The 16,806-nt window shown below is 56.5% G+C and carries 14 protein-coding genes; 6 read left to right on the top strand and 8 right to left on the bottom strand.

Annotated elements, in window-relative coordinates:
* Nucleotides 1-8: 8 nt before the first annotated feature.
* On the bottom strand, nt 9-131 hold the full coding sequence (locus tag F3J39_RS18945; protein ID WP_282097886.1) for a hypothetical protein: 123 nt from the start codon (nt 129-131) through the stop codon (nt 9-11).
* 277 nt (nt 132-408) lie between these two features.
* On the opposite strand from F3J39_RS18945, the gene F3J39_RS12315 reads away from it, so the two are divergent.
* The 3 genes from F3J39_RS12315 (at nt 409) to F3J39_RS12305 (ending at nt 5,184) form a co-directional block, all read left to right on the top strand.
* On the top strand, nt 409-1,032 hold the full coding sequence (locus F3J39_RS12315; RefSeq protein ID WP_166714248.1) for a response regulator: 624 nt from the start codon (nt 409-411) through the stop codon (nt 1,030-1,032).
* The gene (locus F3J39_RS12310) at nt 1,032-4,472 is read left to right on the top strand and encodes an ATP-binding protein (RefSeq protein ID WP_166714247.1); all 3,441 of its coding nucleotides are present in this window, start codon (nt 1,032-1,034) and stop codon (nt 4,470-4,472) included. Before F3J39_RS12315 ends, F3J39_RS12310 begins: the two co-directional genes overlap by 1 nt.
* 97 nt (nt 4,473-4,569) lie before the next feature.
* A complete protein-coding gene (locus F3J39_RS12305; RefSeq protein WP_166714246.1) occupies nt 4,570-5,184 on the top strand; it encodes a LuxR C-terminal-related transcriptional regulator in 615 nt (204 codons plus the stop codon).
* A 352-nt stretch (nt 5,185-5,536) separates the two neighbouring features.
* Here F3J39_RS12305 and F3J39_RS12300 read toward each other — a convergent pair whose 3' ends face one another.
* Nucleotides 5,537-6,562, bottom strand: coding sequence for an NAD(P)-dependent alcohol dehydrogenase (locus F3J39_RS12300; RefSeq protein WP_071668149.1), 1,026 nt, complete (start codon nt 6,560-6,562; stop codon nt 5,537-5,539).
* Nucleotides 6,563-6,666: 104 nt separating this feature from the next.
* Between F3J39_RS12300 and F3J39_RS12295 the strand changes: the two genes are divergently transcribed.
* On the top strand, nt 6,667-7,587 hold the full coding sequence (locus tag F3J39_RS12295) for a LysR substrate-binding domain-containing protein (protein ID WP_166714245.1): 921 nt from the start codon (nt 6,667-6,669) through the stop codon (nt 7,585-7,587).
* Between the two features lie 668 nt (nt 7,588-8,255).
* Here the strand turns inward: F3J39_RS12295 and F3J39_RS12285 are convergent.
* The 3 genes from F3J39_RS12285 to F3J39_RS12275 all read right to left on the bottom strand — a co-directional run bounded on the left by F3J39_RS12285 (nt 8,256) and on the right by F3J39_RS12275 (nt 11,165).
* Nucleotides 8,256-9,242, bottom strand: a complete 987-nt coding sequence (locus F3J39_RS12285) for a LysR family transcriptional regulator (RefSeq protein WP_233207439.1) — start codon at nt 9,240-9,242, stop codon at nt 8,256-8,258.
* Between the two features lie 175 nt (nt 9,243-9,417).
* Nucleotides 9,418-10,221 carry an SDR family NAD(P)-dependent oxidoreductase gene (locus tag F3J39_RS12280; protein WP_071668147.1) on the bottom strand — a complete coding sequence of 268 codons (804 nt, stop codon included), beginning with the start codon at nt 10,219-10,221 and terminating at the stop codon, nt 9,418-9,420.
* 59 nt (nt 10,222-10,280) lie between these two features.
* Nucleotides 10,281-11,165, bottom strand: a complete 885-nt coding sequence (locus F3J39_RS12275; RefSeq protein WP_104085739.1) for an NAD(P)-dependent oxidoreductase — start codon at nt 11,163-11,165, stop codon at nt 10,281-10,283.
* Between the two features lie 380 nt (nt 11,166-11,545).
* Here F3J39_RS12275 and F3J39_RS12270 point away from each other — a divergent pair, with 380 nt between their 5' ends.
* Complete coding sequence (locus F3J39_RS12270; protein ID WP_071668145.1) at nt 11,546-11,812, top strand: hypothetical protein; 267 nt, start codon at nt 11,546-11,548, stop codon at nt 11,810-11,812.
* 200 nt (nt 11,813-12,012) lie between these two features.
* Here the strand turns inward: F3J39_RS12270 and F3J39_RS12265 are convergent, their stop codons facing one another.
* The 3 genes from F3J39_RS12265 to F3J39_RS12255 all read right to left on the bottom strand — a co-directional run bounded on the left by F3J39_RS12265 (nt 12,013) and on the right by F3J39_RS12255 (nt 15,528).
* On the bottom strand, nt 12,013-12,486 hold the full coding sequence (locus tag F3J39_RS12265) for a hypothetical protein (RefSeq protein WP_094110818.1): 474 nt from the start codon (nt 12,484-12,486) through the stop codon (nt 12,013-12,015).
* A 268-nt stretch (nt 12,487-12,754) separates the two neighbouring features.
* Nucleotides 12,755-14,935: a ferric-rhodotorulic acid/ferric-coprogen receptor FhuE gene (gene fhuE, locus F3J39_RS12260; protein WP_233207440.1), complete on the bottom strand. Its 2,181-nt coding sequence runs from the start codon at nt 14,933-14,935 to the stop codon at nt 12,755-12,757.
* Between the two features lie 326 nt (nt 14,936-15,261).
* Entirely contained in the window at nt 15,262-15,528 is a 267-nt protein-coding gene (locus F3J39_RS12255) for a YdgH/BhsA/McbA-like domain containing protein (RefSeq protein WP_071668142.1), read from the bottom strand.
* Between the two features lie 621 nt (nt 15,529-16,149).
* Between F3J39_RS12255 and F3J39_RS12250 the strand changes: the two genes are divergently transcribed.
* A complete protein-coding gene (locus tag F3J39_RS12250; protein WP_166714281.1) occupies nt 16,150-16,770 on the top strand; it encodes a LysE family translocator in 621 nt (206 codons plus the stop codon).
* Nucleotides 16,771-16,806 lie beyond the last annotated feature (36 nt).

Below are 16,806 nucleotides of genomic sequence, written 5' to 3'. Positions count from 1 at the left end.
AGTCAGGGTCAGAAAATTATCTGAATAATGACACCGGCCAGGCACCACGCGCCGAGGGAAAAGGCGGTGATAAATATCCAGGCGGCAGGGCGCAGCAGCTCGCTGCTCATCACAGAAGATGTTGTTTTCATTTTTTGCAGGCTCATGATGTAAGGGGCTCAGCGCAGGTGTGAGCACGTCCGGACATGATTCTGTCACTTTATGACCACGGCCAGAATCAGACGGCGGGAGGCACCCTGTAAGCCGCGGACTACACGGAGGCGTTTTTATTCTTAATTTTAAAATTGCCCCTGACGCAATCAGGAATATTGTCATCCGGCTGTAGGAAAATGACTACGCAAATATATTTTTTGCATCCGGTAATTCTGCAGAATATGATTAATTCATGTTTAACAGAGCAGATGAAATATGGCCGCGTTTATTGTTATCGACGACCATCCGCTGGCGCGCCTGGCCATCCGGATGCTGCTGGAAAAAGAGGGGCACACCGTGGTGGCCGAGTCCGACAGCGCTGACCGCGTCGTGGAGATGGTCCGTGAGCACGGCGCCGGCGCGCTGATTATGGATATCGACTTGCCGGGCATCAGCGGCACCGAGGCCATTGCGCTGCTGCGCGCGGCGGATATCCGCGTGCCGGTTATCGTAATGAGCGGCAAAAACCCCGCCTACTATACCCAGCTCAGCATGAAGGCCGGCGCCAACGGTTTTATCAGCAAGCAGAATAGCCTGGGCGACCTGTCTCAGGCCGTTGGCGCGGTTTTTTCCGGCTACGGCTACTTTCCGCTCAGGATGCATGAGACCTGGGAAGAGAGCGTGGCCGAGCCGGACGCGGACCGGCTGCGCCGGCTCTCTAAGCGCGAGTTCGAGGTGCTGCGCTATCTGGGCGAGGGGCGGGAAATCATCAGCATTGCCGCCCGTATGGAAATCAGCAACAAAACCGTCAGTACCTACAAGGCGCGCCTGATGGAAAAGCTGGGCCTGAAGAACCAGCGCGACCTGCTGGATTTCACGCGCCGGAACAATATCTCCTGATGCGCCGTTTTCTGCTGCTGTGCACGCTGCTGCTGCCGGCCGGTGCCGGAGCGGCCCCGGTCGCGCTCAGCTATTCACCTGCGGCTCTGCCGGACGTGGCGTCCCCGGCGCTGTCCGACGCACAGTGGCGCTGGCTCGGTCAGAAGCGCGAGCTGACGCTGGCGCTTTATGGCACATCCCGCCCGCCGGTGGTAAGAACCGATCCGGCGCGCCGCCTCACCGGCTACCTGCCGGACTTTATCTGGACCGCAGCGCGAAGCCTCGGCCTGACGCTGCGCGTGGTGCACTACGGATCCGCACAGGAGGCCTGGGCGGCGCTGGACGCGGGCCGCGCCGACGTGGTGTTCAGCCCTGCCGGCGACGCGGTGCCTGCACACTACGGCGAGAGCGGCATCGTCACCCTGGCGCCGGCGCTGCCGGTCGAGGTCACGCGGCGCGGTGCTCCCCGCTCTGACGGCCCGGCGCTCGCTGGTACAGACATCAGCCCGGGCAGGCAGCTGGCGCAGCTTGACGAGGGGGCAGCCGCATCTGCGATCCTGCCCGCCGGCGAGGCCTGGTACCTGACCGGACGCAACTACGTCAACACGCTGGAGGTCAGCCGCCTGTCGCCGGCGGCCATGACGCCCTACCGTCTCGTCACGGACGGCCGCGCGCCGCAGCTCAGCGGAGCCCTTCGCGCCGCGGCAGAGAATCTGCGCGACAGCCCGGCGGGAGAAATGCTGGCGTCGCGCTGGGATCAGAACGATCTGACGCGCTTCGTTGCCGCGCCGCCTGGCCTGACTCCTGAAGAAAAAGCCTGGCTGCGCGCTCATCCCGAGGTGCCGGTAGCCGGCTCAGCGTTCAGCGCACCGTTTTTCGTGACCGGGCCCGGCGGCGCGCCTGCCGGCATCGGACCGGAGCTGCTTTCGCTGGTCAGCCTGCGCACGGGCATCCGGTTCCGCTATACGGACATCGGTGACAGCCGGGACCTGCCGGACGCGCTTGCACAGGGACGGGTATTGATGACGGCGCCACTGATATGGAGCCGCGAGCGGAGCCGCAGCCTGCTGCTGAGCGCCCCGTTTATGTATACGCCGGTGGTGATGGTCACGCGCAGCGGCTTTGACGGCCCCGTACAGCGCGCCGACCTGGTACCAGGGCAGGATGCCTCTGCCTGGTTCACCGCCGCGTGGCCGCAGGCGGAGATTACCTGGACCGGGAACCCGGGGCTTGCCCTGCGTCGCGTCGCAGACGGCGACACGGACGCCACCCTCTCGACCCTTACCAGCGCCCGCTATCTGATACAGGGCCTCTACAGGGACCGGCTGACCCTGCGTGAAAACCTGCCCGTGGAGGAGGCGGCGGTAGTCTTCGGCGTGCGTCGCGCCGATCCGGAGCTGCTGAGTATCCTGAATAAAACGCTCGCCCTCGTTCCGCCCGGCATCGTTACCGCCATTCTCGCGCACTGGCAGTCCACGTCGGCTGCGCGCTTTGATACGTGGCAGGTTTATCGCACCGAGTTTTACGCCGGCGCCGCCGGCGCGGGCGCGCTTATTCTTCTTACCGCCGCCTGGGCCGTCTCGCTGCGCCGGCAGGTGCGGCGAACCCGGCGGGCAAAGGCCCTGCTGCGCCAGGAGGTGGCGTTTCGCGACCGGCTTATCAACGGACCGCCCCGCCCCGTTTACGTCACCAGCCGCGACGGTAACATTACCCACAGCAACGCGGCGTTCGGCCGCTACTTTACCGGCGCGGCGGCTGAACACCTTCCGCTTCCGCTCTGGGACAGCCGCCACCCGCTGTACGGGGTGTGGACAGCGTGTATGCGCACGCCGCCGGCGGGCGGGGAGCCGCTGGAGGCGGAGTTTGTGCTTGATGCCGGAGACGGAACGGAACAGACCATCCGGCACTGGATGACCAGCTTTCAGGAGGATGACGGAACAACCGGCGGCTATATCGGAGGCTGGCAGGACGTTACAGCGTATCTGAGCATGCAGGCTGCGCTGCAGCAGGCGCAGATCGAGGCCGAGCAGGCAAGCCGCACCAAGAGCCGCTTTCTTGCCACCATGAGCCACGAAATCCGCACGCCGCTCAGCGCGGTTATCGGCCTGCTGGAGCTGCAGGTGCAGGAAGGCCGCGCCGATACAGAGCTTATCAGCGTGGCCCATGAATCGTCACTCAGTCTGCTGGCGCTGATAGGCGACGTGCTTGACATTGCGCGCATCGAGTCCGGAAAAATGACTCTGCAGCCGCGCTGGAGCCCGCTCAGTGCCGTGGTGCAGCCTGTCACGCAGGCGTTCAGCTGGCTTGCCCGGCAGAAAGGGCTGACGCTCTCCCTGTCGCTTCCGGAGGGGGAGACCAGCGTGTTTGCGGATGACAACCGGCTGCGGCAGATCCTGGCGAATCTGACGGGCAACGCGGTGAAGTTTACGCAGCAGGGGCAGGTGCAGGTGCAGGTTACGCTGACGCCTGAGAGGCTCCGCGTTGCCGTGGAGGACACCGGGCCCGGCATTACCGAAGCTGACCAGAGGCGGCTGTTTTTGCCCTTTGAGCAGGCAGACGGCGCCGCGGGCGGCAGCGGACTGGGGCTTGCCATCAGCCGCGAAATCGCCAGCCTGATGGGTGGCACGCTGACGCTTACAAGCACACCCGGGCGCGGCAGCACCTTTACGCTGGACGTGCCCGTACAGATCCGGTCCGCCGCACTGCAAAGCGAAACCGCCCCCGCGCCCGCACGGGGCCAGCCGCGCCGGGTGCTGCTTGTGGATGACCATCCGGCCAACCGGCTGCTGATCTCCCGGCAGCTGGCGCTGCTCGGGCATCAGGTGATCACGGCCGAAGATGGCCGCGACGGGTTGCAGAGCTGGCGGGCATCGCGTCCGGAGATCATCCTGACCGACTGCAGCATGCCGGACATGAACGGCCCGGAGATGGCCCGCCTCATCCGGCAGGAGGACGCGGACGTGATCATTATCGGCATCACGGCTGACGCGCAGGCCTCCGCCCGGGCGCGCTGCCTGGAAGCAGGCATGAACGACTGCCTCTTCAGGCCCGTGGAGCTGCCGCGCCTGGCGCAGGCTATCCGCGCGTATGACCCGCCGGACGCAGAGCCGGATAGCGATTTCGACAGCTGGATCGATCGGACCGTGCTGGAGACTTTTATTCCGGACAGCCCGGAGGAGGCAGACCGGTTCATCCGCACCGTCATCAGCGAGAGCCGGGGCGACCTGCAGGCCGCGCGACAGGCGCTGCTTGATGACGACCTGTCCGCCGCCCGGCGGATTTTCCACCGCATGGCCGGCACGCTGCGGGTAACGGGCATCCGTCGCCTGGACGAGCAGTGTGCGCAGCTCGAGGAACTGGCCGACATGGAGGAAGAGTGCGCGGTTATCCTGCACCATGTCGCAAAGGCGGCAGACATGCTGGAAGCGTTCGCGCGCGCGTATGCCCGGCTCGGGGACTGAAACCAGGACAATGCCTACAACCCCTACCGACACTGTCTGATACTTCCCGCTCCCCGTCTGCGGTGTAATAGCGGACAGGGAACGCGAGGAGAGAAACATGTTCACAGTCACCGTGATAGACAGCGACAGATGGATTGCGCAGGGCATCACCTGTTACTTCAGTGAAAAGCATATCCGGGTCCGCCTGATTGACCAGACGCAGATTGACAGCGCGCTGCGCATCGCCGCCGGCTCGGATGTGGTCATCAGCGAGCTCTGCGCGTTCGGCCGCGACGTGCAGGCGCTGACCGAACTGCTGGTTACCCTGCGCCGCGTTTCGCCGGCCACCCGCCTGATAATCCTGACCGACCTGCGCGAGAAGGCGGTCATCAGCCACGTGCTGACCCGTCTGCCCGGCGCCTGCGTACTCTCCAAGCGCTGCGACATCACGCACCTCGCCGGCGAGGTGTTCGGCTGCCCCGCCGGGATAACGCCGCCCCCGGAGACGCTGACGGTCGGGTATGGTAAGGAGGCGCTGACCGCACGGGAATTCGGCCTGCTGCGCCTGCTGGCTACCCAGCGCACCCTGACCGATATCGGCCACCGGCTGCAGCTGAGCGTCAAGACCATCAGCCAGCACCGGAAAAATATTATGCAGAAGCTGGGCTGCCGCACTCTGGTGGATCTGCCCCCGCGCCTGAGGCGCATGGGGTTCGGACGCCGCCCCGCCTGATTACCTTTGCTGTGCTGGCGGGCGGCGCCGCGTGAAGCCGTTCTGCCGGGGGCCGTGATCCGTGGCCCCTTTTTTTATTCCCGGACGGGCGAGATAAAAGGCTGCTCAGGCGTCCCGACCGTTAACTGACGCCCGGCGTCGCTCAACCCTCTACCCTCAGGAAGCAGGCCTGACCGCCTCCTGTGCTGGCAGAAGCCCCGACCGGTTCACCGCCGGGACCTTGCTGCAACGGGCCCGTTCCCCCGGGCACCGTCTTTTTAGCACCTGCGCGCGCCTGACTACCCGTTCAGTCAGCACGGAAGGAATGCCAGCATTGCAGGCCCTGAATACATTTTTAACTGAAGCCCGGTTTTTAAATCACGTTAATCACAACTTTCCCGAATGCACCCTGTTCCAGGTGTTCCAGCGCCTCCGGCAGCTGGTCGAATGAATAACTCTTATCGATAACCGGCTTTAAGTTAATCTCATCAACGGCCCTGACAAAATTTTCAAGGGCCCGACGATGCCCTACCCCAATGCCCTGCAGCGTCGGAGATTTCAGCAGAAGCAGAGCGCCGGATGCAGAAACATCGTGCGTGTCCATCATGCCAATCAGCGAGATACGACCGTGCGAAGCCACTGCGCGAACTGAATCGGCAACATTGCGCCCTCCGACCGTATCGATAACGTGATCTATTCCCCTTTCACTGGTCAGGCGGTATACGGCCTCCACCCAGTCCTCTTTCTTCCGGTTAATCCCGCGATCTGCGCCCAGCATTTTTGCGGCTGCAAGCTTCTCATCGCTGGATGAGGTGACAAACACCTGCGCCCCCATGGCTTTTGCAATCTGCAGTGCAAATAGCGACACGCCACCCGTCCCCTGAACCAGCACGCTTTCACCGGCGCGCAGGCCGCCACGTTCAACCAGGGCAACCCAGGCCGTCAGGCCTGCACAAACCAATGTGCTGGCTTCAGCATCAGTAAGCGTCCGGGGCGCGCGAACAAGCCACTCCTCATTCATGACCACATACTCAGCCATTACGCCCTGAAGAGCGTAGCCGAGCGAGTTGTATTCAGGGTTTTTAGCATTATTGACTGGGCGACCCTCGATCCACTCTGCATTGAAAGATGAAATAACTCGATCGCCTGCGCTGAAACGGGTAGCCCCCGTCCCCACGGCTTCAACCACACCCGCCATATCAGACCCTGGTGTGAGCGGCATCGTCATCTCATTACCCATTTTTCCTTCGATAATGGCGTTATCGCGGAAGTTCAAAGAGAGGGCCTCTACACGCACCAGCACTTCATACGGGCCTGGCTGAGGAATATCTGTGTGCGTGAGCTTCAGGTTCTGACGCCCTGTTTTGTCCAGGCTCCAGCATTTCATTAAGCGTTTCATTGCGACTCCTTTTGGGTTAGAACGATAGAGCTTCATTATTACATTGCCTGTGCATTGACAGTGGCGATAATATTTCCCTCTATTGATTCCTGTCAGGCGACAATATGAAAAGTGAAATGAGCGGCATTCCGGTTTTTGTGGCTGCTGCTGAGTCGGCAAGTTTTTCTCAGGCCGCCGAAAACTTGCACCTCACGCGTTCGGCCGTAGCAAAAACCATCGGCCGGCTGGAAGGCAGGCTGGGCGTTACGCTTTTCAGCCGCACAACCCGTCGTCAGACCCTGACGGATGAAGGCGCGCTCTATTATGAATTCTGCCGTCGGGCGCTGGATGAAATCAGAATGGCAGAGGAGATGCTGGAAGGCGGCAAGCTGCAGGCAAGCGGTAAACTAAGAGTCTCTGTGCCGGTTTTGTTCGGACATTTTTGTGTGGCACCGCTATTAGCCGCGCTGGCAAAAAAGCATCCCGGGCTGGCACTGGAAATTTCTTTCAGCGATCGCCAGGTTGACCTGCCAGCAGAGGGTTTTGATATGGCTGTCAGGATTGGCATGCTGGATGACAGCAGTAGCCTGATAGCCCGCCAGCTAACCTCTCACGCCATGGTTTTATGTGCATCACCGGCATATTTGCGTGAAGCGGGAGAACCTGCCTTACCGGAGGATCTGCAGCAGCATGCCGCGATTGCCTACCTCAGTGCAGGACGCATTCTTAAATGGCGTATAAAAAATGGTGATAAAGGGATGTATGAAATGACGCCATCCGCCCGGCTGATAATGGATGACATGCAGGGTATAAGAGATAGTGCCGTTGCAGGAGGAGGGATCGCCTGGCTGCCTGACTGGCTTGTGCGGGAGCAGCTTATCAATGGCAAGCTGGTACAGGTGTTAAAAAACTGCTCTTCTGAAAGACAGCCGGTCTATGCCGTATGGCCGCAAATGCCTTATCTTCCTCTTAAGGTCAGGCTGGCGGTAGATAAACTGGTGAGCGAACTGCCAGCTATGATCTCTGGTGCTGAAGACCCGATCTGAGATTCGCTCACGCCGTCTGTATGTCTGGTTTGTGGCAGAAGCGGATGTTAGCCTCATTAAGTCCACAATCAAATTGCGCCACAGCAACGGTGACAGAAAAGAATTTTGGTCAGTAAAACTCATCTTTATGTTGATATCTGTATTCTTGCGTTATCCCGGTATAACCATATGAAGCCGCATTATAATCAACAACATGCACATTTGACTGCGGATATAGCGGGCAACTTGCTGCCCGCGTCGCAATGATTCAGGCCACGTCCAGACATTTCGGTACGAACAACATGGTGCTGACCCTGCAGCCCCGGCCGACTTTTCCGCGCTAAAGCCCCTGGACAGGATCTGAAAGTGTTTTTTGCCCTCAAATCCCGGCACGACAAAACAGGCGCCGTTGCTGATGGAAAAATACTCCCGGTATCCCCCCGTCCAGTCTTTAGAGTGAGAACGCATCCAGTGAGTCAGTAAACGCGGCGCTTTCGATGCCAGATAACCAATAAAGCCCTCAAAAAAGTCAGGCGCAGGCCCTAACTCCGGAGGGATCGGGCAGAGCCGGTTAGCGGGGGTGAGGCTGAAGATCCGGCAACGCCGAAGAGCCGGAGGGGGCCATCAGTTTTTTGATACTAATGACCGCTTCGTACCAGGAGCGGACTTACCCATAGCAATAAATCAGATTATTTATCAGCTACTCTCTTTTCATTTTTTATCTCTTCTCTCAGCACCGCAATCAGCTCCTTCAGCCCTTGTGGAACCCGCCGGTGACCGGGATAGTAAAGATACATAGGCTCTTCAACGGGTGCCCATTCCGGGAGCACAATCCTCAGGCTGCCGTCACGAATGTGGTCACGAACCCTGTCTTCAAGGCAGTAGGCAATGCCGGCGCCTGACAGGGCCAGCTCAATTGCCAGCGCCGTTTCGCTCACGCAAAGCTGTCCCCGGACATCGACTACGCGATAGTCTTCATCCTTCCGGAATTCCCATTTGTAGATAACGCCCTGCCCGGTGCGTAACTGAATACAGTCGTGGAAGCGAAGATCTTCAGGTATGGCAGGAAGAGTATGTTGATAAAGATAGCGTGGCGATGCTACCGCCACCCACCTGAGCTTTTCGCCCAGCCGAACTGCAACCAGATCTTCAGGGACGGTGCCGCCAAAGCGAATTCCGGCATCAAATCCCTCCTGCACGATATCGACCATCCTGTCATCAACGCTGATTTCGATCTCCACTTCCGGATACTTGCTGATAAAGCGCGGAAGATGGCGTGCCATGATGAGGCGGGCGCCGTCACTCAGCACGTTAAGCCTGAGTCTTCCCACAGGCCGATCGCGCATGCGGTTAATTTCCTCAAGCGCGTCGCCAATTTCTTTAAACCCTGTTTCAAGACGTAATGCCAGGCTTGCGCCTGCTTCGGTTGGAGAGACCGTGCGGCTTGTTCTGTTTAACAACCTGACGCCCAGGCGCGTCTCGAGATTACGTATGGTATGGCTCAGCGCAGATGTCGTGATCCCGAGTTCTATGGCGGCTTTGGTAAAACTGCGCATTTTCTCAGTAATAAGAAACGCGTTGAGCTCAGCCAGATCGCTTCGGGTGAGCCTGGTGGAAAGTCTGGTAGGCATGAAGTTAAACCGTTGATTAAAATTCAATGCTATATCAAAGGACATTGCACGGAATCGCGCCAGAAGGATGTTGAGTGTAGAGTGATTCAACAAAACGTTGCAACCCGACGCCACGGCAGACGAAAAGTCATCATTTCGCGGGGGATCTTCGCGTAACTCATCTCTGGACGCTTATCCCTGTTGAAAGAGGCGCCAAGCTTGTGCCCGGCGCCGTGTGAATTTACTTTTTCGTGGCAGAATTGGGTTCAGAAATAATGCGATGACGCTGAGCTTTGTGTGATTCACTCATCATTCTGTTCATCACCTCGCCCTCGTACTCGGCATACTCGCTGCCGTAGACAAATTCATGCCCTGTCATCAGGGCATACCAGGCGCGTCTGGCTACTTCTTTCGGATCGTCCTTTTTCATGGATCCTACCGTCGTACTTGCCTGCCCTGCATTTTTGAAGAAGTTTGTCTCCGTTGCCCCGGGCATCAGAAGCGTCATCGACAAACCGCTTCCCATCAGCTCGTTACGTATGGCGTAAAAGAAGGAGTTGACGAAAGCCTTCGACGCCCCGTAAACAGCTTCAAAAGGTATCGGTGCCGAGCCGGAGAGCGAGGAGGTGATAAGAACGTGCCCGTTGCCTTTTTCAACGAGCCGCGGGATAAATATTTTAGAAAGATGAACCACAGCATCAACGTTAAGCCGGATTAACCTGAGCTCTTTTTCAAGATCGGTACCATCAATAAAGGCGCCGCCGAGGCCTTGGCCGGCGTTGATAACCAGCGCGCTGGGGTTTAAACCGGCCGCATCTATTCTGGTCTGCAGGCCGATTATCTGATCATACTCACTAAGGTCAGCACTGAATGAGTGTACGCTAACTGAAAAGTGTTTTTGCAGATGTTCGCGTGTAGCTGATAGCTTTTTATCATCCCGGGCCACGATGGCAAGATCGTATCCGTTAGCCGCAAATTCTTCCGCAAGCGCCAGGCCAATACCGTTACTTGCGCCGGTTATGAGAGCCAGTTTTTTCTCACTCATATCATTCTCCTGTTGAGACGGTTTACCCGGCCCTGTACAGGCCGGTAACAAAGGGATCATCAGATACTGTCGGTCCAGCGGTAAGCCGGATGATAACCCAGGATGCGCATTGCCTTTTCGCTGCTCAGCACCGATTCATTGCCTGCAAATTGTTTACGCTGCTCAACTTCAGGATAGTAATGGTCGAGAAGTTCCTTTGTGGGGATTCGCATGCAGGTGACATCACTGGTAATAAAGAACTCATCTTTGCCCCTGACGTCATATTCGAGAGCTTTTTCAATCGCCTGGGCAACGTCACGAACGTCAACGTAGGTCCACATATTCCATAACCTGACGGCCGGATCGTCCTGCCAGCTTTCAAACCGGGCGTATTCATCCGGCCCCATAACATTAGAAAGCCGGAGACAGGTAATACGCATATCAGCGTTATTAAGGCAGAACTGACGGGCCATTTCCTCACCCAGCACTTTCGTCAGCGCGTAAATGCTAATCCCCCGTACCGGGTAGTGTTCATCAATCGGCACATATGGGGGCGCCCACCGATCGTAAGGCACGCCGGTAGGAACCTCGCTCGATGACCAGATGATATTTTTAATCCCCAGACGCCTGGATGCTTCAAATACGTTGAAAGTGGCCAGCATATTGTTTCTGAACTCGTCAGAGTCGGGGATCATCCGGGGATGGGGGATACTGGCGAGGTGAACCAGAGCATCAAAAGCTGCAGGTTCGGGTCGTGAATAGATGTCTTCCCCGACGGAGGAAAGGGCGTCAAGTGTTGCACCAAAATCCTCTAAATCCGCAATCATCGCCGGATGTTTGCTGGTTGACGGTTCTTTCTTATCAATGAGGAACAGGTCATACCCTGCTTTTTCAAGCCACTCTACTGTGACCCTGCCAATTTTTCCTGACGCACCGGTAATGGCTATACGTTTCTTATCTGACATACTTCGTCCTTATGGTTGAGGTGCAAATCAACCCTAAGTTTTGATGACAACAGAAAATTAGCGATGAGCCTGGCTAAAAGCTACGGTTACTTTAATTCATCGATCTAGTTTTATTTACAGAACAGGCGGAATCCATCAATCGGCAAGGGTGCTTATAAGGCTTCATAATTAAAGGCCCGCTTTTCGCTCATAGCGGACGTCATAAGCCTCTCTTAGTGTTCAAAACTACCGCAGAGTAAACAACGCTTAAGCAGTGCGGCTTTTAAGCGACGTGAAGCCTGCGGCCTTAAGCGGTCGCGTGTTCGGACAGGCATCGTATTCATTTTGGGACTACAGTTACCGGTGAGGTTGTCATTGACTCGTATCAGGAGGTGTATTCAGTGTTTGATCACGACGACGATCAGGAGAAACCTGTCATCGGAGAGGCAGCACTCAACCTTGCAATGGCGGGACAGGACATTAACCAGCGAACCCTGACGGCGGAGCTGGATTTGATGGCTGGTAACGCTACTAACGCGGTCAGGGCGGAGAAAATCAGAAAAGCCAGACACTGGCTCAATGGTTTCTCTCAAACTGATATGCGCGACAAGGCTGGGCTGCACTTAAAGATGAAAGCAGACCCGGACGACGACGGAAAACATCACTAACCGTTGCCCGGCCCCGGCCGGAAGACGACGAAGATAAGCCAACCTCATAACGGGCGCGTCCGACGCGTACCGGCCGGAGAAACTGTCAGGGATGACACCCGGTTGTTAACTCAGGCAACACCAATCAGAACGGGCAAAAGATAAATAACCTGCCCCACCCCCATCACAAACTTCCTGTTCTGTCAGGCTGGGGAAGGCGTTTAGTGACGGTCAGAACGCGTGGCAAAGAAGACCACGGCGGCTCCAAGAGCGACAACCAGCGTATCTTCAATCAGGCCGCTTCGGGTCTGTCCGATTTTTGTTATCGCCTTTTTGCGGGCTGCAAGCGTGGCATAAGCCAGTGGCACCGCGGCAGAAATAGCCACCGCGGCCCCGGTCTTCTCTTCGCCACGAGGTGCCAGCGCGGCACCGGCAATCCCGGCACTGGCCACGCGCGCCGAGAGGCCAGGAAACACAGTGCGGTCCGGTGCTGATTTCATTTTGTCGCCATACAGCTCCCCTGCTCCCATCGCTAACGCCCCATATTTAAAGAGCGGCCGATCCAGCAGCAGCAGAGCGCCTGACGTATTACGCTTCGCAAGACGTGCCGCAGCAAGAGCCGCCATCGGCGTCATTGAACGGCAACTGGCGACCACGCCAATCAGGGCAGAATAAACAAAACGCGTTATTTTCATTATTGGTTTTCCGGATAGTGAGAGATCTATTTGCTCTTACGCTCCGCCGGGATATAAGGCAGGAACGCGCTATTTAACAAGCACATTTACATGGTCACATTATCTGAGTGTTGGGATCTATACTGCCAGCAGCATGCCTGCTGGAATAATCAGTATAGATGAGCGGTTTGAGCGTGCAGAAAGAAGAGAAGCGGGCGGGTAATAGTGGAAGCATTCAGGCATGTCAGCGTGTTGCATGCCTGAATGTGAATATCGACTATTCGATCTGTCAGAACTGCCAGGAAACGCTGACGTTCATATTTCGTGGCTCACCATAGACGTAACTGTTCATATAGCTGTAGTAGTGGCGATCAAAGAGATTATCGAGGTTGGCCTGTACCGCAACCTGTTTATTCACCTGATAGCGCGCAAACAGCGATGCCAGCGGATAGCTGCCCTGATATACCCGTACGCTCTCACCGCTGGCGTTGGTCACATCCTTAAATACCCGATTCTGCCAGTTAACGCCGCCGCCAATAGTCAGGTCAGGAATAGCGGCCAGCTGATAGCGGGTGAATAGCTTAAAGGAGGTCTGCGGCTGGTAACTGTTAAAGCGGCCACTTTTGTCACGCGCAACATAGCGGGTGGCACCAAATGTCAGTTGCAGATTATCAGTCAGTGCACCATTCAGTTCAAACTCGGCGCCTTTACTCACGGCACCTTTAGCGGCGACATAAGCCTGCTCGCTGCCATTCAGGTAGACACCATCAAGCGCCTGACCGACATCATCCTCTTCGATACGGAATATCGCCACGGTGGCGGTGAGCAGGCCATCGTTCCAGGCAGATTTCAGCCCGGTTTCGTAGCTTTTTCCGGTTACGGGTGACAGGTAGCCGCCTCGGGTATCGCGATAAGTCTGCGGCAGGAAAATAGCAGTGTAACTGCCATAGGCGGACCAGGTATCGTTGATGTCATACACCAGCCCTGCATAAGGCGTGGTGTTATTTTTAGTCGCCTCTCCGCTGCTGCCGGTGGTGCTCCACTGGGTATAGCGCGCGCCAACAATCAGTGACAGCGGATCGGCCAGCGACAGACGTGCTGCGCTGTAAACGGATTTCTGCCGCACCGTGTCATTGGCGTTGCGATACCAGCCCTGCCACGCCGGCTCCGCTACATTACCGCTCCAGTGGTTATCAAAAATACCCATATCGGCTGCCGTGATCTCACGCGCTTCTGCATCGCTGAAACCATCCTGGCTATACGTTGCATTGTGCTGCCGGCTGTAACTGGCACCCGCCATTAACAGATGCTGACGACCAGCCAGCTCAAACGGGCCGCTGGCGAAGCCATCGACAGAGTCCAGTTTACGTTTGCCGCGATCCATACTGCCGTAGCCGGTCGTACCCTCACCGCTCTCCCGATCGGGATTGCCCATCACATAGAGCAGCTTATCGCTGAATGTGTTTTCAGCGTGCGTGCCGTTAACATGAACATTCCAGCCGTTATCAAAGTTATGTTCAATATCGGCAAAGACTTTACGGGAGTTGGTATTATACCGCGCCCAGTTGGCTGCTGAATTCAGGCTGCGATCGTAATGGGTGGTGGCATTGTTACTGTAAAACATCGGCAAACCGCCCCAGGTTGGGTTGCCGGTGTTGTTATCTTCGTAGTCATATCCCAGTGACACGGTGGTGCTTTCAGAGAGATCGGCATCAATGACGCCGTAGATAAACTTTTTGGTCTTCTGATAGCGATCCAGCCAGCTCTGCTGGTCAGTGTAGCCACTTACAATGCGGCCACGCAGGCTGCCATCCCCGTTCAGCGGAGAAGAGAGATCGGCCACATAACGCTGCTTATTCCAGCTGCCATAGCTGGCACTCAGCGTTCCGGTGGCGGTTTTGCTGTCGGCATGTTTGCGCACCATGTTGATTGAAGCCGCCGGGCTACCTGCGCCGGTCATCAGGCCGGTTGCACCGCGCACGATCTCAATGCGGTCATAAATAGCGGAGTCGGAAGCCGCATCGCCATAATTCCATGCGTCGTTGACTAAAGCCGGAATACCATCAAACGTAAAATTGCTGACTTTGAAGCCGCGCGAATAGTACTCAGAGCGTTCACTGTCGACAAGATTAGTGGATATGCCGGTAACGTTGGTTAATACATCATTAACCGACTGCAAATCCTGATCCTGCATGCGCTGCTGTGTCACGACGCTAAGAGACTGCGGTACATCGCGCGGTGTCAGCATCAGCTTAGTGCCCGCACGGGTGGTCTGCACCGCATAGTTCTGGTTACTGAGCGCACTGTTAACGGCCGAATCAGTGCTGACGATCATCTCCTGCGCATCCTCCTCTGCCGCCCGGGCGGGAGTGAGAAGGGAATGCACGGTCAGTGCCAGTAATGAGATGCTGAAGAGGTTATTGAACCCTGATTCCCTGCTACAAAAAGCCATAAACTCTCTCTTAAACATTGGTATTAGGTTAAGCAGTGATGCGCTGTTTTTATATTTATCCGTTCAGCGCAGGCAGGCAGAGGCCCGCAATATATGAGAAAGACAATGATAATCATTTGCTTTAGCAATTCTCTAAAAGATTCCATTGCAAATGTAACTTTATGTAAACATCATAATATTCAGTGATATAGGGAGTTAAAACCCGGAAATAGCGGTGGTTTAGGTTATACCGATTTAGAGAAAGGCAGAGTGCAGGAGGTGATCAGCGATGATTACGGGAGAGATCGCGGTGCCATTCAGGCAGGCCATCCATAGCCTGCCGTTTGCATACAACAGACCCGCTGTTATTTATAGACGGTAGCGGTAGCTGACATCTTTGAACCCTCTTTTGCAGAGGTGATGACGTAGTATTTGCCGCCCAGTTCATCTGCCTTTTTGGAGAGATCGGCTTTGGCATCTGAAGGCGCAGTCTGCTCTTTCATCGAGCTTATCTTGCCCACTTCCTGATACTGGCTGGCCTGTTCTTTAGTGATCTCCTGCGCGGCTAAAACAGAGCCAGAGGCAAGTGTTCCCAGAAACAGAGCAGCAGCGACCATTATTTTACGTTTCATACATTAGTCCTCGTGAAATAAAAAATAACCGGATATCCCTATAAACAGATAGTTCAGAATAAAAATAAAGCAACGTTCTTTCAGGAGATTTTTTAATTATGCGGGCAGACAGCTTTTACCCGCAGCCGGCTGTCCGGTCCGGTGATACGTGCGTGATGTCGAAACGGCCACTTTCTTCCTGAATACAACGGCCTGCCGGGCGATTCACGGTAGCGCGAGCGCTTCCTGCGAAGCAGCCGCACGTTATAGCCAGCGGCAGGCGTCGCCGCGCGTAAATATATATATACTGCCTTCAAACCACCCGCCGGTTTTATTATCACAGGCAGCATTTCTACTTTTCCACAGCAGATCGCTGCATCTGATATTTATTTCTGTATGACGGCCGTTGCCAGGATGATATTTATTTTTCCGGGTCGGGTAACGCAGCAGGTGCGTGTTGCTCTTTGGCGATAATTGAGCGTTTATCGTAAACGCTATATGCTGTATAAGCCGTTCGCCCGTCGGCCGAAAAGCTGCTGCTGCACTCGTCCGTTGCTCAGCAGCCCGGATTAGCCTGAGTAAAGGTTTGCCTCAGATGGATGCCTGCGACCAGAACAACCTGTTGCCTGAAGGAGAGATATGATGACCATAATGGATGCGCTGCTGGCATTCAGCTTTGCCGCGCTGTTACTGACTCTGACGCCGGGCCTGGATACCGCGCTGGTATTGAGAACGGCAACGGTTGAGGGACGAAAACAGGCGGTTCACGCGGCGCTGGGTATCAGCACCGGCTGTCTGGTCTGGGGAGCCGCCGTGGCGTTCGGGCTGGGGGCGCTCATCGCAGTGTCAGAACTGGCTTACGACATCCTGAAGTATTGTGGCGCGCTCTACCTGAGCTGGCTGGGCATTAACATGCTGCTGCGTCCGAGAAAGCAGCTGACGCTGGCGGATAATACCGCTAAAAAAGGCTCAAACTGGTTTTTGAAAGGCGTGCTCGGCAATGCACTCAACCCTAAGACTGGCATTTTCTATGTCTCCTTTTTACCGCAGTTTATTCCGCAGGGTCACTCACCGGTACTCTGGACCTTTATTCTGGTCGGTATCCATATTGTGATCGGGACGAGCTGGTCGATGGCACTGATAAGCGCCACGCGCCCGCTGGCAACGATACTGCGAAAAGAGAAGGTCATTCGCTGGATGGATCGTACAACCGGCGCCATTTTTCTGGCCTTTGCTGCCCGTCTGGCCCTGAGCCGTCGCTGAACAGCGCGGCTGCGGTAAACCTGCCGCAGCCGGCCT

It is taken from the genome of Pantoea sp. Acro-807 (assembly GCF_011752675.1).
GTDB classification, from domain to species: domain Bacteria; phylum Pseudomonadota; class Gammaproteobacteria; order Enterobacterales; family Enterobacteriaceae; genus Pantoea; species Pantoea eucrina.
Note: the sequence above shows the minus strand (reverse complement) of the source record. Positions and strands in the feature narration are given on the sequence as shown.

Bases quoted from the DNA above. Each gene is read 5' to 3' on its own strand.
- F3J39_RS12255 (WP_071668142.1), bottom strand. From the start codon at position 15,528: ATGAAACGTAAAATAATGGTCGCTGCTGCTCTGTTTCTGGGAACACTT.
- F3J39_RS12285 (WP_233207439.1), bottom strand. From the start codon at position 9,242: ATGTCCTTTGATATAGCATTGAATTTTAATCAACGGTTTAACTTCATG.
- F3J39_RS12305 (WP_166714246.1), top strand. From the start codon at position 4,570: ATGTTCACAGTCACCGTGATAGACAGCGACAGATGGATTGCGCAGGGC.
- F3J39_RS12310 (WP_166714247.1), top strand. From the start codon at position 1,032: ATGCGCCGTTTTCTGCTGCTGTGCACGCTGCTGCTGCCGGCCGGTGCC.
- F3J39_RS12300 (WP_071668149.1), bottom strand. From the start codon at position 6,562: ATGAAACGCTTAATGAAATGCTGGAGCCTGGACAAAACAGGGCGTCAG.
- F3J39_RS12280 (WP_071668147.1), bottom strand. From the start codon at position 10,221: ATGAGTGAGAAAAAACTGGCTCTCATAACCGGCGCAAGTAACGGTATT.
- F3J39_RS12295 (WP_166714245.1), top strand. From the start codon at position 6,667: ATGAAAAGTGAAATGAGCGGCATTCCGGTTTTTGTGGCTGCTGCTGAG.
- F3J39_RS12250 (WP_166714281.1), top strand. From the start codon at position 16,150: ATGACCATAATGGATGCGCTGCTGGCATTCAGCTTTGCCGCGCTGTTA.
- F3J39_RS12275 (WP_104085739.1), bottom strand. From the start codon at position 11,165: ATGTCAGATAAGAAACGTATAGCCATTACCGGTGCGTCAGGAAAAATT.
- F3J39_RS18945 (WP_282097886.1), bottom strand. From the start codon at position 131: ATGAAAACAACATCTTCTGTGATGAGCAGCGAGCTGCTGCGCCCTGCC.
- F3J39_RS12315 (WP_166714248.1), top strand. From the start codon at position 409: ATGGCCGCGTTTATTGTTATCGACGACCATCCGCTGGCGCGCCTGGCC.
- fhuE (WP_233207440.1), bottom strand. From the start codon at position 14,935: ATGTTTAAGAGAGAGTTTATGGCTTTTTGTAGCAGGGAATCAGGGTTC.
- F3J39_RS12265 (WP_094110818.1), bottom strand. From the start codon at position 12,486: ATGAAAATAACGCGTTTTGTTTATTCTGCCCTGATTGGCGTGGTCGCC.